The sequence below is a fragment of the Novosphingobium mangrovi genome (genome assembly GCF_022818885.1).
In the GTDB taxonomy this organism is placed as follows: Bacteria; Pseudomonadota; Alphaproteobacteria; order Sphingomonadales; family Sphingomonadaceae; genus Novosphingobium; species Novosphingobium mangrovi.
Genome location: NZ_JALHAT010000002.1, coordinates 155,809 through 182,236, shown reverse-complemented (window position 1 = coordinate 182,236; position 26,428 = coordinate 155,809). Strand labels below are relative to the sequence as shown.

The 26,428-nt window shown below is 66.6% G+C and carries 22 protein-coding genes and 1 tRNA gene; all 23 read left to right on the top strand.

From position 1 onward, the window contains the following. The first annotated feature begins 90 nt into the window (after nt 1-90). The 23 genes from MTR65_RS02070 to obgE all read left to right on the top strand — a co-directional run bounded on the left by MTR65_RS02070 (nt 91) and on the right by obgE (nt 26,367). Complete coding sequence (locus MTR65_RS02070) at nt 91-594, top strand: division/cell wall cluster transcriptional repressor MraZ (RefSeq protein WP_226633231.1); 504 nt, start codon at nt 91-93, stop codon at nt 592-594. Then, nucleotides 591-1,574, top strand: coding sequence for a 16S rRNA (cytosine(1402)-N(4))-methyltransferase RsmH (gene rsmH / locus MTR65_RS02065; protein WP_243796663.1), 984 nt, complete (start codon nt 591-593; stop codon nt 1,572-1,574). Before MTR65_RS02070 ends, rsmH begins: the two co-directional genes overlap by 4 nt. After that, nucleotides 1,571-2,152: a hypothetical protein gene (locus MTR65_RS02060; protein WP_243796660.1), complete on the top strand. Its 582-nt coding sequence runs from the start codon at nt 1,571-1,573 to the stop codon at nt 2,150-2,152. The genes rsmH and MTR65_RS02060 overlap by 4 nt, the downstream gene beginning before the upstream one ends. Beyond that, complete coding sequence (locus tag MTR65_RS02055) at nt 2,149-3,927, top strand: peptidoglycan D,D-transpeptidase FtsI family protein (RefSeq protein WP_243796658.1); 1,779 nt, start codon at nt 2,149-2,151, stop codon at nt 3,925-3,927. Before MTR65_RS02060 ends, MTR65_RS02055 begins: the two co-directional genes overlap by 4 nt. Then, complete coding sequence (locus MTR65_RS02050; RefSeq protein WP_243796656.1) at nt 3,924-5,396, top strand: UDP-N-acetylmuramoyl-L-alanyl-D-glutamate--2,6-diaminopimelate ligase; 1,473 nt, start codon at nt 3,924-3,926, stop codon at nt 5,394-5,396. The genes MTR65_RS02055 and MTR65_RS02050 overlap by 4 nt, the downstream gene beginning before the upstream one ends. Further along, entirely contained in the window at nt 5,393-6,892 is a 1,500-nt protein-coding gene (locus MTR65_RS02045) for a UDP-N-acetylmuramoyl-tripeptide--D-alanyl-D-alanine ligase (RefSeq protein ID WP_243796653.1), read from the top strand. The genes MTR65_RS02050 and MTR65_RS02045 overlap by 4 nt, the downstream gene beginning before the upstream one ends. 16 nt (nt 6,893-6,908) lie before the next feature. Then, on the top strand, nt 6,909-7,979 hold the full coding sequence (mraY, locus tag MTR65_RS02040; protein ID WP_039388133.1) for a phospho-N-acetylmuramoyl-pentapeptide-transferase: 1,071 nt from the start codon (nt 6,909-6,911) through the stop codon (nt 7,977-7,979). Nucleotides 7,980-7,993: 14 nt separating this feature from the next. After that, complete coding sequence (gene murD / locus MTR65_RS02035; protein WP_243796650.1) at nt 7,994-9,391, top strand: UDP-N-acetylmuramoyl-L-alanine--D-glutamate ligase; 1,398 nt, start codon at nt 7,994-7,996, stop codon at nt 9,389-9,391. Next, the gene (locus tag MTR65_RS02030; protein ID WP_243796647.1) at nt 9,391-10,668 is read left to right on the top strand and encodes an FtsW/RodA/SpoVE family cell cycle protein; all 1,278 of its coding nucleotides are present in this window, start codon (nt 9,391-9,393) and stop codon (nt 10,666-10,668) included. Before murD ends, MTR65_RS02030 begins: the two co-directional genes overlap by 1 nt. Then, nucleotides 10,665-11,951, top strand: a complete 1,287-nt coding sequence (murG, locus tag MTR65_RS02025; RefSeq protein WP_243796645.1) for an undecaprenyldiphospho-muramoylpentapeptide beta-N-acetylglucosaminyltransferase — start codon at nt 10,665-10,667, stop codon at nt 11,949-11,951. Before MTR65_RS02030 ends, murG begins: the two co-directional genes overlap by 4 nt. After that, nucleotides 11,948-13,369 carry a UDP-N-acetylmuramate--L-alanine ligase gene (gene murC / locus MTR65_RS02020; RefSeq protein ID WP_243796642.1) on the top strand — a complete coding sequence of 474 codons (1,422 nt, stop codon included), beginning with the start codon at nt 11,948-11,950 and terminating at the stop codon, nt 13,367-13,369. Before murG ends, murC begins: the two co-directional genes overlap by 4 nt. Next, nucleotides 13,366-14,268, top strand: a complete 903-nt coding sequence (murB, locus tag MTR65_RS02015) for a UDP-N-acetylmuramate dehydrogenase (protein WP_243796639.1) — start codon at nt 13,366-13,368, stop codon at nt 14,266-14,268. The genes murC and murB overlap by 4 nt, the downstream gene beginning before the upstream one ends. Beyond that, entirely contained in the window at nt 14,265-15,245 is a 981-nt protein-coding gene (locus MTR65_RS02010) for a D-alanine--D-alanine ligase (protein ID WP_243796637.1), read from the top strand. The genes murB and MTR65_RS02010 overlap by 4 nt, the downstream gene beginning before the upstream one ends. Further along, a complete protein-coding gene (locus MTR65_RS02005) occupies nt 15,242-16,180 on the top strand; it encodes a cell division protein FtsQ/DivIB (protein WP_243796635.1) in 939 nt (312 codons plus the stop codon). The genes MTR65_RS02010 and MTR65_RS02005 overlap by 4 nt, the downstream gene beginning before the upstream one ends. 49 nt (nt 16,181-16,229) lie before the next feature. Then, complete coding sequence (ftsA, locus tag MTR65_RS02000) at nt 16,230-17,510, top strand: cell division protein FtsA (RefSeq protein WP_039388124.1); 1,281 nt, start codon at nt 16,230-16,232, stop codon at nt 17,508-17,510. Between the two features lie 206 nt (nt 17,511-17,716). Next, entirely contained in the window at nt 17,717-19,285 is a 1,569-nt protein-coding gene (gene ftsZ, locus MTR65_RS01995; RefSeq protein WP_243796632.1) for a cell division protein FtsZ, read from the top strand. A gap of 282 nt (nt 19,286-19,567) precedes the next feature. Further along, a complete protein-coding gene (locus MTR65_RS01990; RefSeq protein WP_243796630.1) occupies nt 19,568-21,499 on the top strand; it encodes a tetratricopeptide repeat protein in 1,932 nt (643 codons plus the stop codon). Nucleotides 21,500-21,709: 210 nt separating this feature from the next. Continuing rightward, on the top strand, nt 21,710-22,216 hold the full coding sequence (locus MTR65_RS01985) for a type III secretion system chaperone family protein (RefSeq protein ID WP_226633251.1): 507 nt from the start codon (nt 21,710-21,712) through the stop codon (nt 22,214-22,216). Nucleotides 22,217-22,370: 154 nt separating this feature from the next. Further along, nucleotides 22,371-23,183 (top strand): pyrroline-5-carboxylate reductase, encoded by an 813-nt coding sequence (gene proC / locus MTR65_RS01980; RefSeq protein ID WP_243796629.1) that lies wholly within the window; start codon nt 22,371-22,373, stop codon nt 23,181-23,183. Between the two features lie 144 nt (nt 23,184-23,327). Next, nucleotides 23,328-24,065 carry a Bax inhibitor-1/YccA family protein gene (locus MTR65_RS01975; RefSeq protein ID WP_243796628.1) on the top strand — a complete coding sequence of 246 codons (738 nt, stop codon included), beginning with the start codon at nt 23,328-23,330 and terminating at the stop codon, nt 24,063-24,065. A gap of 158 nt (nt 24,066-24,223) precedes the next feature. Further along, nucleotides 24,224-24,952, top strand: coding sequence for a hypothetical protein (locus MTR65_RS01970; protein WP_243796627.1), 729 nt, complete (start codon nt 24,224-24,226; stop codon nt 24,950-24,952). A gap of 146 nt (nt 24,953-25,098) precedes the next feature. After that, nucleotides 25,099-25,174, top strand: a tRNA-Ala gene (locus MTR65_RS01965). A gap of 137 nt (nt 25,175-25,311) precedes the next feature. Further along, on the top strand, nt 25,312-26,367 hold the full coding sequence (gene obgE, locus MTR65_RS01960) for a GTPase ObgE (RefSeq protein WP_243796625.1): 1,056 nt from the start codon (nt 25,312-25,314) through the stop codon (nt 26,365-26,367). Nucleotides 26,368-26,428: the final 61 nt, after the last annotated feature.

Sequence of the window (26,428 nt, the reverse complement as noted above, 5' to 3'; positions counted from 1 at the left end):
TTGGTGCGGACCCTGTCGCGCACCTGCGCTTCGGGGGTGGCCTCGGTCATGCTCCGAGGCGGCAAAACCCACGGGGATCAACAGGGCGGCATGGCTGGGCAACCAACCATCTACAGCGGACAGGGCTTCTCGCTTATACGCGACAAGAAGCGCTTCGTGCTGCCCAACACCCTTCGCCCCACAGTCCGGGAATCGAGCGGCAAGGACATCATGTGCCTAGCCAAACATCCCGAGTGGAAGTGCCTCGTCGCCTTCGGCTTGTCGCGCGTGGATGACTTCGAGAAGCAGCTCGACGCGGAGGAAGAGCGCGCCGACCGCGCCGGGCGTCCCTTCAACCGCGACAAGCGCGCTATGCAGCTCTACTCGTTCCAGCAGGTCCCCTTCGACGGCTCGGGCCGTTTCGTCCTGCCCGAGGCGCTGTCGGGTCTTGCCAACATCGAGGACCAGCTCTTCTTCCAGGGCGTGGGCCGCTTCATCACCATCTGGAACCCGGCCGAGCTCTATGCGCTCGCCGAGGATCCCGAGATGGAAACCATCGTCGCCACCTGCCGTTCGCTGGCCGACGCCGAACTTGCCAAGGCGAAGAAGAAGTGAGCGAGGCTCCCCACATCCCCGTCCTCCTGGACGAAGTCGAAGCCGCGCTGCTGCCGCTTGAGGGTCAGGTCGTCGTCGACGCGACCTTCGGGGCGGGCGGCTATACCCGTCGTCTGCTCGATGCCGGTGCGACCGTTCACGCCTTCGACCGCGATCCCGATGCGATCGCGGCCGTTCATGCGAACCCTGAACGCTGGCCCGAACTTTCCAGCGTGCCGCCCCGCCTGGTCCTGCATCCCCGCCGCTTCTCCGAAATGGTCGATGCCCTGCATGATGCAGGCATCGAAACTGTCGACGGGATCGTGGCCGACATCGGTGTCTCCTCGATGCAGCTCGACCAGGCGGAGCGGGGGTTTGCCTTTGCCAGCGACGGCCCGCTCGACATGCGCATGAGCCAGGACGGGTACTCCGCCGCCGACTTCGTGAACGAGGGTGAGGAGAGCGCGATTGCCGACGTGCTCTACCTCTACGGTGAAGAGCGCCAGTCGCGCCGTGTCGCCCGCGCCATTGTCGCTGCGCGCCCGATTACAACGACGGGCGAGCTGGCGCGCGTCATCCGCAAGGCGCTGGGCCACCGTCCCGGTGCGCCCAAGGATCCTGCGACGCGCAGCTTCCAGGCGATCCGCATCCACGTGAACGGCGAACTCGACGAGCTCGAGGCCGCGCTGGCCGCTGCCGAGGAGTTGCTGCGCGAAGGCGGGCGTCTGGCCGTGGTTACCTTCCACTCGCTGGAAGACCGTATCGTCAAGCGCTTCCTCAAGGAGGCAAGCGGGCAGGCGCGCTCCACCTCGCGCCACCTGCCGCTCGTCGATACCGGCCCCGAGGCGACCTTTGCGAAAGTGGCCAAGCCGGTAAAGCCCGGCGCCAAAGAGCTGGAGGTCAACCCCCGCTCCCGTTCCTCCACCCTGCGCAGCGCCATCCGTACCCACGCGCCCGCCCGTTCCGCTGAAACCCGCTCGTCCTCAAGGAAAAACCCATGAACCTGACCCAAGATCGCGTTCGCTCCATCGGGTGGATCACGGTGCTCGCCATCTGCGCGGCGATGCTCGTGGCGCTGACCTTGCGCGTCAACGCGGTGAAAAGCGAAGTCTACGCGGCCGAGAAGCGGATCGTGTACACCCAGCAGCAGATCAACTTCCTGGAAACCGAATTCCAGACGCGCGCGAACCAGCAGGCGCTGAAGAAGCTCAACGATCTTGAGTTCGGGTACGCGGCGCCGGGGGCGGGCCAGTACCTGGAAGGGGAGCGCCAGCTTGCCGCGCTGGGCGCCGCGCCGGGCCCCGACGCACCCGCGCCGATCCGCTTCGCCAACGCCGAGCCGGCTGACATCCCGGGTGAGGATGTGGCCGAGCGCGCCGAGGAGAAGGCCGGCTCGCTGCTCGCCATGGTCAATCCGGTGAGCGGCGCGACGGCGGCCGCCATGCCCGAGGAAGAGCGCCGCCGCGAGGCCGCGGCCGCAAAGACGCGCGACAGTGACCGCGAGGTCCTGCGCGCCGAAGCTGCCGACCTGTCGCGCCGCCTGGCCAGCATCGAAATCGCGGAGGCGCCCAACCAGTGACCGCGCTGGCTCTTCAGTCGACGGTTCCGGTCACGGTCTCGACGGGCTCCCGCGGGCTCGTCAACGAACGCCAGCGCTCGCTGCTCATGGCCAAGGCGCGCACCCTCTGGGTGCTCGTTGCGTTTGTGCTGGTGGGAATGATCGCTGCGCTGCGCATTGCCTACCTCGGCACTACGGGGCCGTCGCCGCGCGAGGTGCGCCTGGCCGATCTGCTGACTCCCCAGCGCGGCGAGATCGTCGACCGCAACGGGGCGCCGCTGGCCCGCGACTTCCGGGTCTATTCGCTCTGGTTCAACCCCAAGGCGATGACCGAGGGCGAGCCCCTGATCCATTCCCCCAAGGAGATTGCGGCGGGGCTCGCGCGGATCTTTCCCGACATCGACCAGGACGAGGTGATCGAAAAGCTTTCGTCGGGCAAGGCGGGTTATATCCGCAAGTCGCTGCTCCCCGAGGACGCCAACCGCGTCCACGAACTGGGTGAGCCTGCGCTGGAATTTCCGCTTGAGACGACGCGTTACTACCCGCAAGGCTCGCTCGCCGCGCACGTGCTGGGCTATGTCGACAGCTACGGCCACGGCAAGGTCGGCATGGAGCAGTACTTCGACAAGGAGCTGGTGAGCCCGGAAGGCCGTTCGGCGCCTTCGGTCATCTCCATCGACTTTCGCGTCCAGAGCGCGCTTGAGGATGAACTTGCGAAGGGCATGGCGCTGTCCGAGGCCAAGGGCGCAGCTGGTGTGGTCCTCGATGTCGACACCGGCGAAGTCATGGCGCTGGCCTCGCTTCCCGGCTTTGATCCCAACCACGTGAAGCCCAACGACATGGTGGTGACGCCTGAAGAGGCCAAAGAGGGCGAGGTGCCCAAGGGCTTCAACCGCGCAACCAACCAGGTTTACGAGCTGGGCTCGACCTTCAAGCCGATCACCGTTGCGGCGGCGCTCGATGCCGGCACGGTCACGAACCTGGCGCGCCGCTGGCCCGCAGCCCCGCTTCACGTTGGCCGCTTCACCATCAAGGACAGCCACGCGATGGGCGATTCGCTCAACGTGCCTGAAACGCTGATCCATTCCTCGAACGTGGTGACGGCCCAGATCGCCGATGAACTGGGCGGAGAGCGGCTCAAGGCCAAGCTCAAGACACTGGGCATGAATACGCGGCCCGCCATCGAGCTTCCCGCGCGCGGCTTTCCGATCTGGGACAACGGCAAGTGGCGGCGCCTGCGCACCATGACCGTCTCCTACGGACACGGCGTGGCGGTTACCCCGCTGCATCTGGCCACCGCCTACGCCGCCCTCGTCAACGGGGGCATGTGGCGCCCGGCGACGCTGCGCAAGCTGAGCGCGGGCGAGGTCCCCGAAGGGCGCCGGGTGTTCAGCGCCGCAACCTCGGCTCGTATCCGCCAGCTCCTGCGCATGATCGTGCTCTACGGTACGGGCCGCAAGGGCGATGCCCCGGGCTTCCGGATCGGCGGCAAGACCGGCTCGGCGGAAAAGCCGGGCAATGGCGGTTATCGCCACCACTCGCTGATTTCCACGTTCGCGGCGGCCTTCCCCATGGACAAGCCGCGCTATGTCGTCATAGCCATGATGGACGAGCCCAAGGGTACGGTTGCGACCAGCTACCAGCGCACCGCCGCCTGGAACGCGGCGCCGGTTGTGGCGCGCGTGGTTCCACGCATCGGGCCGCTCCTGGGCATCATGCCCGACGAGACCCGCGATATCGACATCTCGGACCTCAAGCCTCTGATCCCCCATGAAGTGAGCGAAGCCGAAGAATGAAACTCTCCGCCCTCTGCGCCACCGCCGGCCTTGCGCTTCCCGGTCCCGATGCAGAGGTGACCGGCTTCGCCATCGACCACAGGAAGGTCGCGCCCGGCACCGTCTTCGGCGCCTTCAAGGGCGCGCGCTTCAACGGCGAGGACTACATCGCGGACGCCATCGCGTCGGGCGCGGTTGCCATCGTCTCGGCAAGCGAGGCGCCCATCTCGGGCGCAGCGTCCTTCGTCGATGCCGAGCCGCGCCGCCTTTTCGCCCAGCTGGCCGCGCCGTTCTATCGCCCTGTGCCCGAAACGCTGGTCGCTGTAACCGGGACCAACGGCAAGACCTCGACCGTCGAGCTTACGCGCCAGATCTGGAACATGGTGGGGGAGCGGGCTGCCTCCATCGGCACGCTGGGTGTGACCACCGGTGATGCGCGCGTTTCGACCGGGCTGACCACGCCGGACGTGGTGACCTTCCTTGGCAATCTGGCGGGGCTCGCCCGCGAGGGCGTGAGCCATGTCGCCTACGAAGCCTCCAGCCACGGTCTTTCGCAATACCGTATCGAGGGGCCGCGCGTGGCGGCGGGGGCCTTTACCAATCTCAGCCGCGACCACCTCGATTACCACGCGACCATGGAAGAGTACTTCGCGGCCAAGATGCGCCTGTTCGACGAAGTGGTCGCGAACGAGGGGATGGCGGTGATCTGGGCCGACGATGCCTGGTCGCAGCGGGCTATCGTCCATGCCCGGGCGCGGGGGCTCAAGGTCTTCACCGTGGGTGAGCAGGGAGAGGATATCCGCCTCGCCGCGCGCACGCCGGGCGGTCTGGGACAGCAGCTTGAAGTCCAGTACGCAGGCGTCTCGCGCATGATCCCGCTCCCGCTGATCGGCGCCTACCAGGCTGCCAACGCGCTGGTTGCGGCAGGGCTGGTCTTGGCGACGGGCGGCGATGCGGACCGGGTGTTCGATGCGATGAAGCGGCTCGTCACCGTGCGCGGCCGTCTTGAACGCGCCGCGATCACGCCCTCGGGCGCGCCGGTCTACGTCGACTACGCCCACACGCCCGACGGACTGGAGGCGGCAATTGCCGCGCTGCGCCCGCACGTCTCGGGACGGCTCATCGTCGTGTTCGGAGCCGGGGGCGACCGCGATACCGGCAAGCGGGCACCGATGGGCCGCGTGGCCAGCGAGCTGGCCGACATCGCCATCGTCACCGACGACAACCCGCGCGGCGAGGATCCGGCCGCGATCCGCGCCATGGTGCTTGACGGTGCAAGTGCGAGCGCGCGCGAGATCGGCGATCGGCGCGAGGCCATTGGTGCTGCCCTTGCCGATGCCAGGGGTGGCGACATCGTTCTCATCGCGGGCAAGGGGCACGAGCAGGGGCAGATCATTGGCAGCGGCGAGACCATGCGCGTGCTGCCCTTCGACGACGTGGACGTGGCGCGCGAGATGGCAGGCGCGCTGGCGAAGGGAGGTGACGCATGACGGCACTGGCACGCATTCTCGATTGGCCCGCACCCGAAGCGGAAGAGCAGGGGCAGGGCCTCTGGGACGCCGCGACGCTCGAACGCGCCTTGCGCGGCACGGCGAGTGGTCCTTTCACGGTATCGGGCGTCGAGATCGACAGCCGCGACGTCGAGCCGGGGGACCTGTTCTTTGCTCTGAAGGGCGAGAGCATGGACGGCCACCGCTTCGTCGAAATGGCCTTCGCCAAGGGGGCGGCGGCCTGCGTCGTCGACCGTTCGGTCGAAGGGCCGCACATCCTCGTCAAGGACACCACCGAGGCGCTGGAGCGTCTTGGCGCCGCGTCGCGCCAGCGTGCGCGCGGGCCGGTGATCGGGGTGACTGGGTCGGTCGGCAAGACCGGCGTCAAGGAGATGATCTTCGAAGGGCTCGACCGCGCGACGCGCGGCGATGCGCACCGTTCGGTCAAGAGCTACAACAACCATGTTGGGGTGCCGCTCAGCCTTGCGCGCATGCCCGCCCGGGCTCGTTTCGGCGTGTTCGAGATGGGGATGAACCACGAAGGCGAGATTGCCGCGCTGACGCGCCAGGTTCGCCCGCATGTCGCGGTGATTACCACTATCGCGCCCGCCCACATCGAGAACCTGGGGTCCGAAGAGGCCATTGCCGACGCCAAGGCGGAGATATTCCAGGGGCTTGAGCGCGGCGGCACGGCGGTGATCCCGGCTGACAGTCCCCATTACGAGCGCCTGCGCAAGGCGGCGCTGCGCTGCGGGGCACATGTCGTCGCCTTTGGCCGGGGTGCCAACGCCGACGTGCGGCTGCTCGACGCGGTCGATGCAATCGGCGGAGGCTCGCTCGTGACCGCAGACATGGGCGACCGGCGGGTGTGCTACACCGTCGCCGCACCGGGCGAGCACCAGGTGATGAATTCGCTGGCCGTCATGGCTGCCATCCGTGCCGTGGGCGGAGATTTGGGCGCTGCGGGCGTGGCGCTTGCCGAAATGGGCGGCCTTGCCGGACGTGGTGCTCGCCTTGAAATCGCGGTTTCGGGCGGGGAGGCCAAGGCGGACGGTTCGCGCACCGCGCTCCTCATCGATGAAAGCTACAACGCCAATCCGGCCTCGATGCGCGCGACGCTCGCGCAGCTCGGGCGCACCAACGCCAGGCGGCGCATCGCGGTGCTGGGCGCCATGAAGGAACTGGGCACACACGGGCCGGGTTATCACGCCGCGCTCGAGGAGCCGATCCGCGAGGCGGGTGTCGACTATCTGGTGCTGGTTGGCGATGAAATGCTCCCGCTCGTCCGGGAACTTGAAACCCGCGCAGATGCGGGGGAAAACGCCGCCTCCTCGCTTGGCAAACCGGCCGCCTTCGCGCATTGCCAGAGTGTGAGGGAGGCTGTGGATCGTGTGCGCGCTTTCGGGCTCGAAAGCGGGGATGCCATTCTCGTCAAAGGGTCCAATTCAGTGGGCCTGGCCTCGCTCGTTTCGGAGCTGAACAAGCAGGAAGGGTGAGGGTCGCTCCCGCAACATGCTGTATCTTTTCGCAGATTGGTTCGATTATCAGGGGCTTGCCAACCTCTTCCGCTACCAGACCTTCCGGGCCGGTGGCGCGCTTCTGTTTGCGCTCTTTGTCGGTCTTCTGATCGGTCCGAAGTTCATCAACATGCTGCGCGTGCGCCAGGGCAAGGGGCAGCCGATCCGCGAGGACGGTCCGCAGAGCCACCTGGCCAAGCGCGGTACGCCCACGATGGGCGGCCTGATGATCCTGACCGCGCTGATCGCGGCGATGGTCCTGTTCATGGACGTGACCAACCCGTTCGTCTGGGCCTGTATCGCGGTCACCATCGGCTTTGGCGCGATCGGCTTCATGGATGACTACGACAAGGTCGCCAAGCGCAGCACGGCCGGCGTTCCCGGGCGCGTGCGCCTGCTGATGGAATTTGCCGTGGCGGGGCTTGCCTCGTACATCATCGTCAGCCAGCTGAATACGAACCTCTACGTGCCGTTCCTGACCGGGCGCTACATCCCGCTGGGGCCGCTCTACTACGTCTTCGCGGCCTTCGTGATCGTGGGGGCGGGCAATGCGGTGAACCTCACTGACGGGCTGGACGGTCTGGCGACTTTCCCGGTGTTTGTCGCAGCGGGCACTTTCGCGATCATCTGCTATCTGGCGGGGCGTGTCGACTTTGCGACGTACCTTGGCATTCCGCACGTCCCGGGCGCAGGCGAACTTGCGATCTTCTGCACCGGCATCATGGGCGCGTGCCTTGCCTTCCTGTGGTTCAATGCGCCGCCTGCGGCGGTGTTCATGGGCGACACCGGCAGCCTTGCACTCGGAGGCGCGCTGGGCTGCATCGCGGTCGCCGCGCACCACGAGATCGTGCTGGCGGTCGTGGGCGGTCTCTTCGTTCTGGAAGCGGCCTCGGTCATCATCCAGGTCTTCTGGTTCAAGCGCACCGGCCGCCGGGTCTTCCGCATGGCGCCGATCCACCACCATTTCGAACAGTTGGGCTGGAAGGAATCGACTGTCGTCGTGCGCTTCTGGATCATCTCGCTGGTGCTGGCCGTCCTGGGCCTTGCCACGCTGAAGCTGCGATAAGGAGAACTGCGCAGGTGATCGTCTCCCCCGCCTTTGCCGGTAAACGCTACGCGGTCCTCGGGCTTGCCCGCTCGGGGATGACGGCGGTGCGCTCGCTGCTGGCGAGTGGGGCCCACGTGATGGCCTGGGACAGCCGCGAGGAGCCGCGCCAGGCGCTGCTGCGCGACTGCGAGGCCGGTACCTGCGAGATCGCCGATCCCACCAGCGCGGACCTTTCCGGCTACGAGGGGATCGTTGTCTCGCCAGGCGTGCCGCTCAACAGCCATCCGATTGCCGCAGCCGCCGCGCGGGCGGGTGTGCCGGTCATCGGTGACATCGAACTCTTCGCGCTCGCCCGCGCCAGCCTTCCTGCGCATCGGGTGGTGGGCATTACCGGCACGAACGGCAAGTCGACGACGACCGCGCTCGTGCGCCACCTCCTGGAAAAGGCAGGCGTACCGGCGCGCATGGGCGGCAACATCGGTCTGCCGATCCTGGGCACGGTGCCGCTCGAGCCCAATGCGAACGGTTCGGGCGTCTATGTGCTGGAGCTTTCGAGCTACCAGATCGACCTCACCCACAGCCTCGATTGCGACGTGGCCGCGCTCCTTAATGTGACGCCCGATCACCTCGATCGCTACGATGGCTTTGCCGCCTACGCCGCCTCCAAGGCGCGTCTTTTCGCAATGCAGACGCCCGGCCATGCGGCGGTCTTCGGCAAGGGCGATGCGCAGACGCTGGGTGTCGCCAGGCGCGAGGAAGCCCGGCGTGAGGGCAAGGGCGTTGCCCGGGTCGACGGCGCTGACCTCGAGGCGCTGCAGAAGGATTGGCCTTCGCTCCAGGGGCCGCACAACCTCCAGAATGCCGCCGTTGCCATCGCGATTGTCGAGGCGCTGGGGATCGCGCGCGCCGACTGGGAGCCGGGTCTTCGCGACTTCCGTGGGCTGCCGCACCGCATGGAATGCGTCGCACGGGCCGATGGGGTCGATTACATCAACGACAGCAAGGCCACCAACCCGGCTTCGGCCGCGCCTGCCATTGCGGCCTTCCCGCCCGACCCTGCACCGCGCATCCACTGGATCGTGGGCGGTCTTCCCAAGGGCGAGGACCTCGACGAGTGCAAGCCCTGGTTCGGGCACATCAAGGCGGCCTACACCATTGGCGATGCGGGCCCGCTCTTTGCCGAGATCCTGGAACCCTACACCCGCATCGTGCGCAGCGAGATGATGGCGCAGGCGATCCGCCAGGCCATGGACGCCGCCGCGCCCGGCGATGTCGTCCTGCTCTCGCCTGCCTGTGCCAGCTTTGACCAGTTCCGCGACTATGAAGCGCGCGGCGAGGCCTTCCGCCAGATCGTCGAGGCGCTGCTCGCGCCCGAGGATGGGGATGAGAAGGACGGGGAGGGGCGCGGCCAGGGAGGAGCAGCGGGCTGATGGCAAGTATTGCACCCGAGGGCCCGCAGGGCTTCACCATCCCCATGGCAGGAGGGCATCGCGGCGCGGTGAGCGGGCATTTCGCACCCGCAACGGGTCCGCAGCCCACAGGCAAGGGGCCGGGAGCGCGCACCCGGCGCCAGAGGCTGGCCGTGTGGTGGCAGGAGATCGACCGCTTCGCCTTGTACATCGTCCTGATCCTCATGGGGATCGGTGCGGTGGCGGTGGCGGCGGGATCGCCCGCTTCGGCGCGGCGCCTGTCGACCTCGGCTGAGCGGCTGCCCGATCTCTACTTCTTCTTCCTTCACATGCGCTGGCAATTGGTGGGCATTGTCGCCCTGCTCTGGGCCTCCAGCCTCGACAAGGACGCGGCCCGGCGCTTTGGTATCCTGATTGCAGGCATCATGTTCGCGGCGCTTTTCCTTGTGCCGGTGGTCGGTTCGGAAGTGAACGGGGCGAAGCGCTGGCTGCGCCTCGGCTTCTCGCTCCAGCCCTCCGAGTTCCTCAAGGTGGGCTGGCCGATCCTGCTCGCCTGGATCCTGTCCTGGCGCGCGCGCGATCCGCATATCCCTGTGGTGGGCATCTGCGCCGCGCTGATGGTGGTTCTGGGCGGCTTGCTCATGCTCCAGCCCGACTTCGGCTCGACCATGCTGTTTTCGGGCAGCTTTGCGGTGATGGTGCTGCTGTCGGGCTTCGACTGGCGCCGCCTGGCGGCGCTGGGCGGCGTGGGCGTCGTCGGGATCGTCATCATGTATTTCACCTATGACAACGGCCGCAACCGCATCGACAACTTCCTCTTCGGGGGCACCGCCTACGACCAGGTCGACCTTGCCGAGCGCACGTTGCTGAACGGCGGGTGGACGGGCCAGGGGTTCTGGATGGGCGTGCGCAAGATGTCGCTGCCCGAGGCCCATACCGACTACATCTTCTCGGTCATCGGCGAGGAATTCGGCCTGCTGGCCTGCATGGTGATCGTCGCGCTCTACATCGCCTTCCTGGTGCGCGTGCTGATGCGCACGATCGATGAGGAAGATCTCTTCTCGGTGCTGGCCGCCGCGGGCATCGCCGCGCAGTTCGGCGGGCAGGCCTTCATCAACATCCTCGTCAACCTGCAGCTCTTTCCTTCCAAGGGCATGACGCTGCCGCTCATCAGCTATGGTGGTTCGTCCACCATTGCGCTGTGCCTGACGATGGGCCTTCTTCTCGCCATTACCCGGCGCAATCCCTTTATCCAGCGCGAGCGTTTTACCTTGCGCACCAACGGAGAGCTTTCATGAGCGGCCCCTCGCGGCACTACGTCCTTGCGGCCGGTGGCACCGGCGGCCACCTGATCCCGGCCTTTGCGCTGGCCGCCGAGCTTCACGCGCGCGGGCACCATGTCGCGCTTATCACCGACGAGCGCGGCGCGAAAATTCCCGGCAAGCCCGACTACCTGACCACCCACGTCCTCCCGCAGGGGCGCATCGCGGGGAAGAACCCGCTGAACTGGCTCAAGGGCGCGCGCGGTGTGCTGAAGGGGCGGAGCATGGCCAAGCGCCTGTTCGAGAGCTTCCAGCCCAGCGCCGTGATCGGCTTTGGCGGCTATCCCTCGCTCCCCACCATGCTGGCGGCCAGCGCGATGAAGATCCCGACCATCCTGCACGAGCAGAACGCGGTGCTGGGTCGGGTGAACCGCTATTTCGCCAAGCGCGTCAATGCCATCGCCACCCCGTGCGAGGATGTCGACTTCCTCGACGCGCGCCATGAGGACAAGGTCACGCTGGTCGGCAATCCGGTCCGCGAGCAGGTGCTGTCCCTGCGCGAGGAGCCGTTCCCCGATTTCTCGGAAGACAGCCTTTTCCGCATTCTCGTGACTGGCGGCAGCCAGGGCGCGCGGATCCTGAGCCAGGTGATCCCCGAGGCACTGGCCATGCTTCCGCCGACGCTGTGCTCGCGCCTCCAGGTGATCCAGCAGTGCCGCCCCGAGGACATCGACGGCGTGCGCCAGCGCTACGCGCACCACGGTATCCCGGCCGAACTTGCGACCTATTTCGAGGACATGGCCGAGCGGCTTGCCGGCGCGCACCTGTTCATCGGGCGCTCGGGTGCCTCGACGATTGCCGAGCTGACCGCTGTGGGCCGCCCGGCGATCCTGATCCCGCTTCCTTACGCGATGGACGACCACCAGGTCGCCAATACGCGTGAGATCGTGGCGGCGGGCGGCGCGCGTGTCATTCGCCAGCCCGCGATCACGACCGAGGACCCCGATCTGCTGACGGGCGACAAGCGCAACGCGCTGCTGCGCGAGCAGGGCGCGATCTTCGACAAGATGGCCAAGGACATCTGCCTGCAGGTCCAGGCCATCGCCAAGAACCCGCAGATGCTTGCCAACGCGGCGCACGCCTCGTGGAACTGCGGCTATCCCAAGGCGGCCAAGGATCTTGCCGACCTTGTCGAAAGCTTCGGGGCCGCCCCGATGATGGACGTGCTGCGCGTCGTACCCGAAGGCGGCGCCCCTGCGCGGGGCGGCGAGGCGCTTGCCCGCTCTGCTTCTGCGATCAACAAGGAATTTGCCCAGTGAAAGCCGTCGGAACCGATATCGGGACCATCCACTTCGTCGGGATCGGCGGCATCGGCATGTCGGGCATCGCCGAGGTCATGCACAACCTGGGCTACTCGGTGCAGGGCTCGGACATGGCCGAGAGCTATGTCGTCGAGCACCTGCGTTCGCGCGGGATCACGGTGAACATCGGACAGCGCGCGGAGAACGTGAACGGGGCGGCGGTTGTCGTCATCTCCACCGCGGTCAAGCGCACCAACCCGGAAGTCGTCTACGCGCTGGAGCACCGCATCCCGGTCGTGCGCCGCGCCGAGATGCTGGCCGAGCTCATGCGCCTGAAATCGACCGTTGCGGTCGCGGGCACACACGGCAAGACCACCACGACATCGATGGTCGCCGCGCTCCTTGATGCGGGCGGTATCGACCCCACCGTCATCAACGGCGGCATCATCAACGCCTACGGGTCCAACGCGCGCCTGGGTGAGAGCGACTGGATGGTGGTGGAAGCCGACGAAAGCGACGGCTCGTTCCTGCGCCTTGACGGCACCATCGCGGTCGTCACCAATATCGATCCCGAGCACCTCGATCACTACGGCTCGTTCGACAAGGTGAAGGAAGCCTTTGTCGAGTTCATCGAGAACGTGCCGTTCTACGGCGCGGCGCTGCTGTGCATCGACCACCCCGAGGTTCAGGCGGTCATTCCCAAGGTGCGCGACCGCCGCGTCGTCACGTATGGTTTCAGTGCGCAGGCCGACATTCGCGGCGAGAACGTGACCCCGATCCCGGGGGGCAACCGCTTCGACGTGGCGCTGCGCCAGCGTGACGGCTCGTTCCAGCGTATCGAGGGTATCGAGCTTCCCATGCCCGGGCGGCACAACGTGCAGAACGCGCTCGCCGCAGTCGGCGTCTCGATCGAGATGGGCTGCCCGCATGAAGTCATCCGCACCGGCTTCTCCAAGTTCGGCGGGGTCAAGCGCCGCTTCACCAAGGTGGGTGAGATCGCGGTGGACGATGGCTCCGTCACGGTGATCGACGACTACGGCCATCACCCGGTCGAAATCCGCGCCGTGCTGGCGGCTGCGCGCGAGGGCGTGAAGGGCCGCGTCATCGCGGTTGCCCAGCCGCACCGTTACACGCGCCTGCGCGATCACATGGACGAGTTCGAAAGCTGCTTCAACGATGCGGACGTGGTCTACATCACTCCGGTTTACGCGGCGGGCGAAGAGCCGATCGAGGGCGTGGACAGCGCGCATCTGGTCAAGGGCCTGAAGTCACGCGGGCACCGCTCGGCGCAGGAAATCGCAGGCGCCGATGCGCTTGCCGAGACGCTGGCCGGAACCATTCGGCCGGGCGACATGATCGTGTGTCTGGGCGCTGGCGATATCACCAAGTGGGCCGCCGGGCTCGCCACCGCGATTTCGGAAAAGCGCGGCGCATGAGCGAGATCGCGCCCTCCCTTCCGCCCGTCCGGGGCAAGCTGACGGCGAACGCGCCCTTGGCCCCGCTCGTCTGGTTCAAGGCGGGTGGATGCGCGCAGTGGCTGTTCGAGCCCAAGGATACCGAGGACCTTCAGGCGTTCCTCAAGGAGCTTGATCCCACGGTTCCGGTCATGGCGCTGGGGCTGGGCTCCAACATGATCGTGCGCGACGGCGGCGTTGCCGGTGTGGTGATCCGTCTGGGCAAGCCCTTTGCCAAGGTCACTGCGCATGAGGACCTCACGCTCGAATGCGGCGGCGGGGCGAGCGGTATCCTGGTCTCCTCGACCGCGCGCGATGCGGGGATTGCGGGAACCGAGTTCCTGCGTTCGATCCCGGGTACGGTGGGCGGCTTCGTGCGCATGAACGGCGGCGCCTATGGCGGTGAGGTCAAGGACATTCTGGTGGCGTGCGACGTGGTCCTGCGCGACGGATCACTACGCACGCTGACGAACGCGGAACTGGGGTACACCTACCGCCATTCCGAACTTCCGGCAGGCGCGGTGGTCGTCGCCGCGCGCTTCCAGGGCCGTGCGGGCGATCCCGGCGAGATCCAGGCCGAGATGGACCGCATTTCGGCCAGCCGCGAAGCCTCGCAGCCGCTCCGCTCCAAGACCGGGGGCTCCACGTTCAAGAACCCGCAAGGGACCTCGGCGTGGAAGCTGGTCGACGAGGCCGGGTGCCGCGGGCTCCAGCTGGGCGGGGCGCAGGTTTCGGAAAAGCACACCAACTTTCTTCTCAACACCGGCGATGCCACCGCCAGCGACATCGAGGCGCTGGGCGAGGAAGTGCGGCGCCGGGTCAAGGAAGCCTCGGGCGTGACGCTCGAGTGGGAAATTCAACGAGTAGGATCGCACAAGTGACACTCCCCAAGCTCCACGTCGCCGTCCTGATGGGTGGCTGGTCGAACGAACGTCCCGTCTCGCTGATGAGCGGCGAAGGCGTGGCCAAGGCGCTTGAGAGCAAGGGCCACAAGGTCACCCGCATCGACATGGATCGTGAGGTCGCGCTGCGCCTCGCCGAGACCAGGCCCGATGTCGTCTTCAACGCGCTGCACGGCGCGCCGGGCGAGGATGGCACGGTGCAGGGCATGATGGACCTGATGGGCCTCACCTATACGCACTCGGGGCTCGCAACCTCGGTCATCGCCATCGACAAGGAGCTGACCAAACAGGCGCTCGTCCCCCATGGCGTGCCCATGCCGGGCGGCCGGGTGGTCGAGACCGAGACCCTGTTCACGAAGGACCCGTTGCCCCGCCCTTACGTGCTCAAGCCGGTCAACGAAGGGTCCTCGGTCGGCGTTGCCATCGTCACCGAGGAGGGTAACTACGGCAACCCCATCAGCCGTGAGGCCAAGGGCCCCTGGCAGGAGTTCGACACGCTTCTGGCCGAGCCCTACATTCGCGGCCGCGAACTGACGACAGCGGTGATCGGGGAGCGCGCGCTGCTCGTCACTGAACTCAAGCCCAAGTCCGGTTTCTACGACTTCGATTCCAAGTACACCGACGGCATGACCGAGCATGTCTGCCCGGCTGATGTGCCCGCCGAGATCACCGAGGCGTGCAAGGCGTTGGCACTGCGGGCCCATCAACTCCTGGGGTGCAAGGGCACCAGCCGTTCGGACTTTCGCTGGGATGACACGCAAGGGGTGGAAGGCCTGTTCCTGCTGGAGACCAATACCCAGCCGGGCATGACCCCGCTCAGCCTCGTGCCCGAACAGGCCAAGGCCTGCGGCATCGAGTATCCCGACCTTGTCGAGGCGATCATTGCCGAGGCGCTTGCCGATGCCGCCGCCAGGAGCAAGGCGGGCGCTTCGCCGGAAGGGGCATCTTCGCCATGAGCCAGACGATCAAGCGCAAGGGCAAGACTGCCCGCAAGGCCGCTGCGGCACAGGGTAACCGCGCCAAGGTGCGCAGCGCCAAGGCCACCGGCGGCAGCGCGCTCGACATGGCGATGGGCTGGCTGCCCTTCACCGAAGCGCAGCTCCAGCGTCTGTTCGTGCTCGCGATCCTGGCTGCCGTGGCCGCGCTCGCCTGGGTTATCGCCTCGGCTGCAGGCGTGCCGGGCATGGCCGAAGCGCGCTTTGCGCAGATCTCCAAGCAGGCCGGTTTCGAGGTCAAGCACATCGAACTGCGGGGCGTGAAGAACATCAACGAACTCAAGATCTACGAGCGGGCGCTCGCGCAGAAGTACCGCGCGATGCCGCTGGTCGATCTGGAGCAGTTGCGCAGTGAACTGTTCGAACTGCCCTGGGTCGAGGATGCGCGCGTGTCGCGCCAGCTGCCGACGACCCTTGTCATCGACATCGTCGAGCGCTCCCCCCGCGCGGTGCTGCGCAAGGCTGATACCTATGCGCTGATCGACGAGACCGGGCACGAACTCGAAGTGATCGACCGGTCGGCGGCCAAGGGCAAGCTCATCGTCTCGGGCGAGGGGGCAGGGCAGGAGATCATCCAGCTCTCGCACCTCCTGGAGGCCGCACCCGCGCTCAAGCCCCGCGTGCGCGAGGCGCAGTGGGTCGGGAACCGGCGCTGGAATCTCGTGTTCGAGACAGGCCAAGTTCTCGCGCTGCCGGAAGGCGTCAAGGAATCGGCGGGGGCTCTTGTCACCTTTGCGCGTCTGGACGGCACCAACCGCCTGATCGGGGGCAGGGCCATCGCCATCGACATGCGCGCGCCTGACCGGGTCTACCTGCGGGTGCCCGAGGGCGAGGTTCAGGAGATTTCGACCAAGGGCGGCGCGGTGGCGCTTGCCTCGGGCGGGAACGGGCAGTGAGGCACCGCGCGGCGCTTGTGCGCGCGGCAACAGGGGAAGGGCACGCCTGATGGCGGCGACACGCATCAGCAAGGTTTTCGGGGCGGTCAACATTGGCTCGTTCCGCATTTCCGCAATCATTGCGGGCATCTCCGAGAGCGGTGAGCTTGTCGTGCTCGGCTCGGGGCATCGCGCCAGCCAGGGCATCAAGCGCGGCTTCGTGACTGACATGGCCGCGGCGACCTACGCGGTGCGCGACGCCATCGAACGCGCTGAGCGCATGGCGGATGTGTCGGTCCAGAAGGTGTGGATCGGCTGTTCGGGGGCGGGGCTTGCCAGCCGTCTCCAGCCCTTCGATGCCGAGATCGGCGGACGCCGGATCGAGCAGGAGGACATCGACCAGCTGCTCGTCGCCGCGCGTGATGCGATCCAGCCCGACGGGCGCATGGTGCTACACGCCCAGCCCGCGCAGTACCGGCTCGACGGCGCGCACGGCGTGGGGGATCCGTGTGGTCTTCATGCCGAGCGGCTTGGCGTCGATATCCATGTCATGCTGGCTGACGGTGCTCCGATCCGCAATCTGACCGAGGCGGTGCAGTCCGCACACCTCGAGGTCGAGGCGGTGGTAGGCTCGCCGATTGCGGCCGGGCAGGCCTGTCTTTCGCCCGAAGAGCGGGACCTGGGCGTCGCGCTCGTCGAATTCGGTGCGGAGGTGACCAATGTCTCCCTCTATGCAGGCGGCATGCTGCGCGACATGATCTCCATTCCCATCGGGTCCGCCGATATCACCGACGCGATTGCCTCGGCCTTTGGCATCCGTCGCTACCAGGCCGAGCGCCTGAAATGCGTGAACGGTTCGGCCATCGCCTCGCCCCACGACCATCGCGAGATGATCCCGGTGAACGCTCCGGGCGAAGAGGGCACGGGCCCCATCGCGCGCCACGCCGACGACAAGAACCGCATTCCGCGCGCCGAACTGATCGGTGTCATCACCGGCCAGCTGGGAATGTTGATGGAAGAAGTCAGCAAGGCGCTGAAAGTCATGCAGTTCTCCAGCCAGCGCGGCAAGCAGGTGGTTTTTACCGGCGGCGGCGCGGAACTGGTGGGGCTGGCCGATTACGCGCAGGCGGCGCTCGGCCGTCCGGTCCGCATCGGACGCGTCCCGCACCTTCCCGGCCTTGCCGAAGCGCACCTCAAGCCCGGCTTCTCGACGCTGACGGGACTGGTTCTCTACGCCGCGAATGACCCGGTCGACATCCGCAGTTTTGCCCGTCCTTCGAACAGAACCGTGAAATTGGGCTGGAACACAATGTTTTCCCGGATCTTTCAGGCGGTTCGAGAGTATTTCTGAACGCGCCTCCTGGCCGTTCGGTTCCCCGCCCAAATAGTGGCTGTGGACAGGACGTGCGAGAGGCGCGACAACGTGGCAGAAACCGCCGGTATCGGGCGTTTTTGCCTGTGGACAACACAAGGCTATCCTTTGCCTCGCCAAGTCGAAGCGTGCAATCAGGATGGTCGAGAAATATCTGACGCGCATGTGTCTGGCAGGAGTCACTAATGAGCATTAACATCGGACTGCCGACGATCGACGAACTTCGCCCGCGTATCGTCGTCATCGGCGTAGGCGGGGCAGGCGGCAACGCCATCGCCAACATGATTGAGGCGCAGGTCGAAGGGGTCGATTTCGTCGTCGCCAACACCGATGCGCAGGCTCTCAACAACTCGATCGCGGAAACCCGCATCCAGCTCGGCCACGAGATCACGCAGGGGCTCGGCGCAGGGGCGCGTCCCGAGGTCGGTCGTGCGGCCGCCGAGGAATCGCTGGAAGAGATCGGCCGTGTGCTCGATGGCGTGCACATGGTCTTCATCGCGGCCGGCATGGGCGGCGGCACCGGCACCGGTGCAGCCCCGATCATCGCCCAGGCTGCACGTGAACGCGGCATCCTGACCGTCGGCGTCGTCTGCAAGCCATTCCTGTTCGAAGGCACGCGCCGCATGCGCGCGGCCGAAGCGGGCATCGAGGAACTGCAGAAGAACGTCGACACGCTCATCGTCATTCCCAACCAGAACCTGTTCCTGATCGCCAAGGCGGAAACGACCTTCAAGGAGGCCTTCCAGCTTGCCGACGAGGTTCTGCAGCAGGGCGTGCGCTCGATCACCGACCTGATGATCATGCCGGGTCTCATCAACCTCGACTTCGCCGACGTGCGCTCGGTCATGGGCGAGATGGGCAAGGCGATGATGGGCACCGGGGAGGGCGAAGGCCCCAACCGCGCGCTCGAGGCGGCCGAACACGCCATCGCGAACCCGCTGCTGGACGGCGTTTCGATGCAGGGCGCCAAGGGCGTCATCATCTCGATCATCGGCGGCGAGGACATGAAGCTTCTCGAAGTCGATGAAGCGGCAAACCATATCCGCGAACTCGTCGATGCGGATGCGAACATCATCTGGGGTTCGGCCTTCAACCCCGAGCTCGACGGCAAGATCCGGGTTTCGGTCGTCGCGACCGGCATCGAGCAGACCGCCGAGCAGGCCGACGCTCCGGCGCGCCCGATGGCGATCGGGGGCGGCCGCGGTCCGGTCCGTCCGGCCGTGCAGGCGCCTGCCCCCAGTGCTCCCGCCCCGGCACCGGCTCCGGCGCCCGAGCCTGCTCCGCTCGATCTCTCGACCCCGGCTCCGGAAGCCGAGAGCGAGAAGACCCCGGAGGCGGCCAGTGGTTCCAAGCCCTACGTGCCCGAACCGTTCTCGCCGTCGGCGGAGCTGGAGCTTGGCGCGACCGAAGAGCTCGAGGACGAGGACGAAGGTCAGGACGACACCGACGAGAGCAACTACGCCAGCATTTCGGGCTCGCGCAGCTTTGCTCCGCGCAGTCCGCAGCAGACCCCGCCGACCCGTCAGGACGAGCTGTTCGGCGGTGAGAACAAGGCGGCCGCACCTGCGCCGAGCCCGGCACCCGCTCCGGCTCCGCAGCGCCCGGTCGGCGGTGGTGGCAGCACCCTGTTCGAACGTATGACCAGCCTTTCGCGTCCCAAGCCCGCCGCGCCCTCGCGCGAGGCCGGTGAGAGTGAGGACGATAGCGGATCGCTCAGCATTCCGCGTTTCCTCAACCGCCAGAACAACCAGTAAGGCCAGGCCTGAGGGGCGCCCGGCGCAGAGAAACTGTTCCGGACCGTTCTTTGCCAGGCCTCACAGTATGAAGGGCCGCGGATGCGCATAGCAGCGCATCTGTGGCCCTTTGTCTATCCGGTGGGCGGTATCCTGCTTTGCGGGATGGGGCGGGCCGTGGGGGCGCTGCGGCCAGAGCGCTTGGCCTGCGGGCATCATGAGGATATGGTGTATCCCAGATAACAGATGGTCCGAGGTCGCCGTGGCTGCGCGGACCCCATGACACGAGATGCAAGGTCCCAGATGATCCGGCCCAAGGCCCCGAGCGTACTTCGCGCCGCGCTGCGCGCGTCCATTTCCGCTTCCCGTCCCGCGTTCCCCATCCTTCGCTATGCGCTGGGCTGCGCCTTGCTGACCGGGGTTTCCGGCCTGGCCGTGCAACCGGCTATGGCCAGCGAAGTGGTTCAGGCGCTTCCCGATCCCAACACGGCGCGCCTCGGCGATGCGCTGACACGCCTGGCGCGTGACCAGAACGATCTGGAGGCCTTGCTGGACGCGGGCAACGCCGCGCGCGAACTGGGTGACTTCGATGCGGCCAAGGGTTTCTTCGAGCGGGCGCAGGAGGTGGCGCCGCGCGATGGCCGGATCGCGGAAGGTCTGGCCCGCACCACGCTTCGGGCGGGCGATCCAGTCGGCGCGATCACGTATTTCGAGAATGCCCGCAAGGCCGGGCGTCCGATTGCGGCCCTGGCAAGCGATCAGGCGCTTGCCTACGACATGGTCGGGGATACGCTCGCCGCGCAGGCGCTCTATCGCCGCGTGCTTTCGGGGGGGGCGCTCACGTCGGATGAGGAAAGTCTGGTGCGCCGGCGGCTTGCGGTCAGCCAGGCGATCAGCGGTGATCTCGAGGGTTCCGAGGACACACTGATGCCGCTCTTGCGGGCGCAGGATAAGCCCGGTTGGCGCACGCGCGCTTTCACGTTGGCGATTGCGGGGGAGACGAAGGAAGCGGTGAAGCTGGCCGAGCGCATCCTGCCTGCGCCGCTCGCCGAGGACGTTGCGCCCTATCTGCGTTACATGCCGCGCCTGACCGCGGCCCAGCAGGCCGCTGCCGCCAATCTGGGGCGCTTCCCCAGAGCATCGGAGATCGGTCGCGACAGCGCGCGGATCGCGGCCTACGAACCCGCTCAGCCTATCGTGCCTGCCGCTACGGCGGGCTCGGGCGCGCCTGCCGTCAGTACGGCAAAGCCCGTAGGGGCGGCCGAGGCACAGGCGCCGAGCCGTCCTGCGCGCCGGGCACGACGCTCGCTGCGTCTGGGCGAACGTAATTTCGACGAGCCCGCACCGCGTGAAAGCGCGCGTCGCCCGGTTCGCAAGCCGGAGGCAGAAGCCGAGGTCGAACGTGTGGCGCCGCCTGAGCCCAAGCCCGGCATCGAAGTGGTCCCGGGCGATGGCGGCCCTGTGCTGGGTGCCAATGGCGAACTTCCTCCGGTTTCGGCGACCGCTTCGGCTGCTGCGCGTGACCGGATTGCCCGCGCCGCGCCGACCCCGGCGCCGCTGCAGCCGGCGGGCCCCATGGCGGCGCCAGCGGCTGCTGCATCCTCAGCCAGTGTCCCGGCTTCACCGGCAACTGCGACACCCGCTGTTGCTGCAACGGCAAGCCCGGCCTCGGGGGGCTCGATTCCCTCGCGTTCGACTGTGCCCGGATTCGATCTGGCGCGGGCAAGCCAGGTGGGGGCAAGCCAGGCCGGTGCGCCGCCTACGCGCAGCGGCGAAGGTCCCTCGAGCGCAGCGGAAGAGGCCGTTGCGCAGATGTCGCTCAGCGAGGCTTTCGCGGACCTCGGCAAGCCGCGTTCGCCCGATACCCCTGTCTCGGGCGCGGTCGATATCCGCAAGGTGACACCGGCGCGTCCAGCGCCTCCTCCGCCTCCGCCCAAGCCCAAGAAACCGGCGCATCCGAGCCGGATCTGGGTGCAGATTGGCGTTGGCCGCGACACCGATGCCATCGCCTTCGACTGGCGGCGCTACACGCGTCGCAATCCTGCGCTGTTCAAGGGGCAGGACGCGCATATCACCGATATGGGGCGCACCCATCGTATCCTTGTCGGCCCCTTCGCCACGCGCAAGGCGGCGGATGGCTTCGTCGAGGATTTCGCCGAAGCGGGCAACGGCCGGGCGCTGGTCTGGACCAGCCCGGCGGGCCAGGTCGTCGACGCGCTTGACGCTGGGGGCTAGATTTTCCAAGGGAGCACAGCGCGCTAACGCTGCCTTTGGAACGGGGCGGGAACAGCTGTCCCGGGATCGGACACGCAGCGTGCTTATCCACATCCTGTAAACAGACTTGTCGGGTTTTGCCCCGGTGATGGAGGCCGCTCCATTGTGCTGACAGGGGCAGGCAAAGCATCCCTCTATCCGAACACGCGGATAGGGGGCTGCTTAGCCAATATGAGAATTGTGCGCGACACTATCGGACACGACGACGACGCCGCTCCCGTGGAGATGCTGGCGTCGCTCTTCGAGGCGCGCGACTGGCCTATTGCCCATGCCAGCGAGGACGAGATTTCGGCCGAGCTGAAGGGTGCCTGGACGACCTACCAGTTCCAGGCGATCTGGCGGCGTGAGGACCATGTCCTGCAGCTTCTGTGCCTGCCTGAGCTGCGCATTCCCGAAGAAAAGCGAGCCTACGTCTACGAGGCGCTGGCGCTGATCAACGAGCAGCTGTGGGTTGGCCACTTCGATCTGTGGTCGAACGGTTCGGTCGTGCTCTACCGCCACGGGCTGATGCTGGGGCAGGACGGCCTTCTGGGGCCAGGTCAGGCGCAGATGGTGGTCGAGGCCGCGATCGAGGAATGTGACCGCTTCTACCCGGTCTTCCAGTTCATCCTGTGGGGCGACAAGACGCCGCAGGAAGCGCTCGTGGCGGCGCTCGTGGACGCGCACGGCGAAGCCTGATCCGGTCCATTTCGGACTAAACGGGAAGGGGCAGGGGCGCCCTTCCGTCGCGCCAGCGGCGCTACCGAGGTGCGGCGCTGGCCTTGCCCGATCCGGTTCCCGTCCCTAAGTCGAAGCCCGATTTCGACTGACAGCAGACAACGGGAAACGCACCATGGCGAACTTTGAATCCATCCTCATCTACGGCTGCGGCAACATGGCCGGTGCCATGCTGGACGGGTGGCTCGCCGGTGGCATTCCGGCCTCGACCTTCACGGTCTACAACCGTACGCCCAAGCCCGTGCCCGAGGGTGTCGAGCAGGTGAACGAGGTCCCGACGGGCCGTGATTTCGATGCCGTGATGATCGGCGTGAAGCCGCAGGTTCTTCCCACCGTCCTCGACACGATGGAGCCGCTGGTCGGGCCGGGCACGACTGTCTTCTCGATCCTGGCGGGTAACGAACTGGCGAGCCTTGCCGCGCAGTTCCCGCGCGCCCACGCGGTCCTTCGCATCATGCCCAACCTTGCCTGCGCGCTTGGAAAGTCGCCGATCGCGCTCGGTTCGAGTGGTCTTGGCGAAGAGGAAAAGGCCGAGATCACCAAGCTCATGGAGCCGCTGGGCACGCCGGAATGGCTTGAGGACGAAGAGCAGTTCCACGCCGTTACCGCGCTTGCGGGCAGCGGTCCGGCCTATGTCTACCGCTTTATCGACGCGCTCGCCAAGGGCGCGGCCGAGCTGGGCGTGGAGCCGGGAACGGCGCAGCGTCTCGCGACCGCGATGGTCGAGGGTGCGGCCTCGCTGGCGAGCGCGTCCCCGCTCACCGCGGGTGAGCTTGCGGACAAGGTGGCGAGCCCGGGTGGCACGACGCGTGCGGGCATGAATGTGCTCGACGAGGACGGCGCGGTGAACGCGCTGATGCTCGCCACGCTGACCGCTGCGCGCAATCGCAGCGCGGAAATGGCCGAGGAAGCGCGCGCCAAGGACTGAGCCCGGCGGGGCGCTTATGTGCCCACGACACATTTCGTTACACGAAAGCGGCGCCGGTTTTCCTTGAAAACCGTGCCGTGAAGGCAGATATTGGCAAGGTATCGGGAAGCGGCATCATGCGCGCTTCCCCCAAGGGAGTTTAACATGGCAAATTGGAACGACCCCCAGCCCCGTCAGGGCTTCGGTGCGTCTCCGATTGATGGACGCACCGCTGGCCGCGCCACCTACGATGCGGGCCTGCGCAAGTACATGCTGTCGATCTACAACTACATGGCCTCGGGCGTGCTGCTGACGGGCATCGTGGCGATGCTCTTCGCCTCGTCGGGGCTGGCCTATTCGGTTCTGACCACGCCGCTGCGCTGGGTGGTCATGCTTGCCCCCTTCGGCTTCGTCCTCGCGATGAGCTTCGGTCTCAACAAGATGAAGACCTCGACGCTGCAGATCCTCTACTGGGGCTTTGCCGTGGTCATGGGTCTGTCGCTCTCGTCGGTCTTCCTCGTCTACACCGGGGAATCGATTGCAACGACCTTCTTCGCGACGGCCGCTGGCTTCGCTGGGCTGAGCCTGTTCGGCTACACCACGAAGAAGGACCTTTCGGGCTTTGGTCGTTTCCTGATCATGGGCCTGGTCGGCATTCTCGTGGCCATGCTCATCAACCTGTTCGTGCAGTCGAGCGCGCTCCACATGGCGATCTCGATCCTGGGCGTGCTGATCTTCGCGGGCCTGACCGCCTACGACACCCAGAAGCTCAAGATGCAGTACCAGTCCCTGCAGGGCACCGAATTCCTGGGCAAGGCCGTGATCATGGGTGCGCTGACGCTCTACCTCGACTTCATCAACATGTTCCTCTTCCTCCTCAACTTCCTCGGTCAGCGCGACTGAGGACGCGGGAAGAGCCTCCTTTACCGCGTAAAAGCGGTAAAGCGTGGAAACAATGCGATGCCCGGTGCGAAAGCTCGCGCCGGGCATTTTCTTTGTTGGACAGAGCGCGTAATATGGTTGGTAACGAGGTAACTTCTTTCTTGAGGGTGGGTACGAAGGTGAAGAGCACGCTTTCCGGGCTTCGGCGGATGCTGAGTGGCGCAAGCCTGATGGGGCTCGCAGCCCTGGCCGCCTGTGGCCCCAAGGAGCACGTCGTGACCGCGCCGCCACCGCCGCCGGTCGTGGTCATTCCGCCCAAGCCCACGCCGCCCAACGGCGCGCAGCTGACCATGAACATTCCGCCGGTGAACGAGCAGGGCGAACGTCACACCGTGAACTACGGCATCTCCACACCGCAGGCGGTGTGGAACCTGCGCTCGGCCTACAATGTGGCCGCGCTCAATTGCATCGAGCCCAAGTATGCGCCGATCCTTGAAGGCTACAAGCGCTTCCTCACGCTCTATGATGCCTCGCTCGACAAGGCGAGCGCGGCGATCGACCGCAGCTTCCGCCAGGGCCATACCCGCCGAGATGCGATCAAGGCGCGCGAGAGTTACCAGACCCAGGTCTACAACTACTTCTCGCTTCCCCCTGTCGATACCGGCTTCTGCGAGGCCGCGATGGGCGTGACGCAGGACCTGGAAACGGTCGATCCCAGCCAGTTCGAGACCTGGTCCTTCATCGGACTGGCGAAGATGGAAAAGCCCTTCAAGGAATTCTTCGACGCCTTCGAGCAGTACCGCGCCGATCTGGCGGCCTGGGAATCGGCCTATGGAGGCGGCCTTGTCACCGTGCGTCCCAGCTTTGAACAGCAGACGGCCCGCGCTCAGGAAACTTACGAGCAGTAAGCTGGGGCTGCGAGCCCGCCCTGACGTGGCTGGAGCGCAGTCCTCTCGCTCGCGTTTTGCGAAAAAGGGGGCTTTTCAAGCGTCCCAAGCTTCGCTAAGGGGGCGCTCCTGCCACGGCAAAGCCTGGGGCAGGGCGATACTGGAACGGGGCCGTAGCTCAGATGGGAGAGCGCGTCGTTCGCAATGACGAGGTCAGGGGTTCGATCCCCCTCGGCTCCACCAGTACCACACGCCAGATCACGATCCGGTACAGGCCGGATTTCCGCCCGGTCGCCATGGCCGGGTTTTTTGTTTATGGGCATAGGGCGCACCGTGGCGCGCGACGTGCCCCTTTTTGGAACCGTTGGGACCCCTAGCCCATGCATTTTCTCGACCAGGCCAAGATCTACATCCGCTCGGGCGCCGGTGGCCCCGGAGCGGTCTCGTTCCGCCGCGAGAAGTACATCCAGTACGGCGGCCCCGACGGCGGCAACGGCGGCAAGGGCGGTGACGTCGTGTTCGAGGCCGTACCCGGTCTCAACACCCTCATCGACTTTCGCTACACGCAGCACTTCAAGGCGAAGCGCGGCGGCCATGGCATGGGCAAGAACCGCAATGGCGCGGCGGCTGACGATCTGGTCATCAAGGTCCCCGTGGGCACGCAGGTGATTTCGGACGAGGACGGCGAGACCGTCCTGCTCGATCTCGTCGAGGCGGGCCAGCGCGAGGTTCTGCTCGAAGGCGGCATGGGCGGTCGTGGCAACGCCAGCTACAAGACCAGCACTAACCGTGCCCCGCGCCAGCACCAGCCGGGCATCCCCTATGAGGAGATGTGGGTCTGGCTGCGCCTCAAGCTGCTTGCGGACGTGGGCCTTGTCGGCCTGCCCAACGCAGGCAAGTCGACCTTCATCAACAAGCTCTCGAACGCCAAGGCCAAGGTCGGGGCCTACGCCTTCACCACGCTGCGGCCGCAGCTGGGCGTGGTCTACCACAAGGGCCGCGAGTTCGTGCTGGCCGACATTCCGGGCCTGATCGCGGGCGCTGCGGATGGGGCAGGAATCGGCGACCGGTTCCTCGGGCACATCGAGCGCTGCCGCGTTCTCCTTCACCTCATCGACATTTCGGTCGACGATCCGGTCGAGGCGATGAAGGTCGTCGAGCAGGAACTGGAAGCCTACGCGGGCGAACTGGCCGACAAGCCGCGCCTTGTCGCGCTCAACAAGGTCGATCTGGTCGATGACGAGCTCGCCGCCGAATACGCGCGCGAGCTGCTCAAGGCCGGTGCGCATGAGGTCTTCCCGATCTCGGGTGTGACCGGGCAGGGCCTTCCCGCGCTGCTCGATGCGGCGATCGAGCATCTGCCAGCCGCCACGGTGACCGAACGTCCCGAAGGCGAGCAGGAAGAGGCCAACGAGACGCCCTGGTCGCCGATCTGATTCGGCGCTTGAGCCAGACGGGCATCGGCTCTGGCCGGGCCGCCATCATGGAATGACGCGA